Source organism: Methylophaga sp. SB9B, from assembly GCF_004832235.1.
Taxonomy (GTDB): Bacteria; Pseudomonadota; Gammaproteobacteria; order Nitrosococcales; family Methylophagaceae; genus Methylophaga; species Methylophaga muralis.
In genome coordinates this window covers 1-254 of the sequence record NZ_SSXS01000084.1, presented here as the reverse complement: position 1 = coordinate 254, position 254 = coordinate 1, and the positions used below count along the sequence as shown (strand labels likewise).

Below are 254 nucleotides of genomic sequence, written 5' to 3'. Positions count from 1 at the left end.
TCGGGCTTTTCAACAAATTGCTTAACTTTGCTTGGAGCGTTTTTCTCTTCAGCCTCAATATAACCATAGCCAGTATGCGCAGTTTGTGGCTGTATTCCAAAAGTCACTAGCTTGTCTTGCTCAGCAATTTTTTAGCTTGTTCAATCGCTAAATGAAAAGCTGGGATGTTTTGAATAACATGATCTGCGGCTAGCACCAACAACAATGGATCGCTACCTGTGTCCAATGCTCTTAACGCTGCTAAAGCAATTGCC

At 42.1% G+C, this 254-nt stretch carries 1 protein-coding gene; it reads right to left on the bottom strand.

The features are described from left to right. A partial coding sequence (locus E8Q33_RS16595; RefSeq protein WP_305792048.1) for a sugar phosphate nucleotidyltransferase occupies positions 1–107 on the bottom strand: 107 nt, incomplete at its 3' end. Positions 108–254 lie beyond the last annotated feature (147 nt).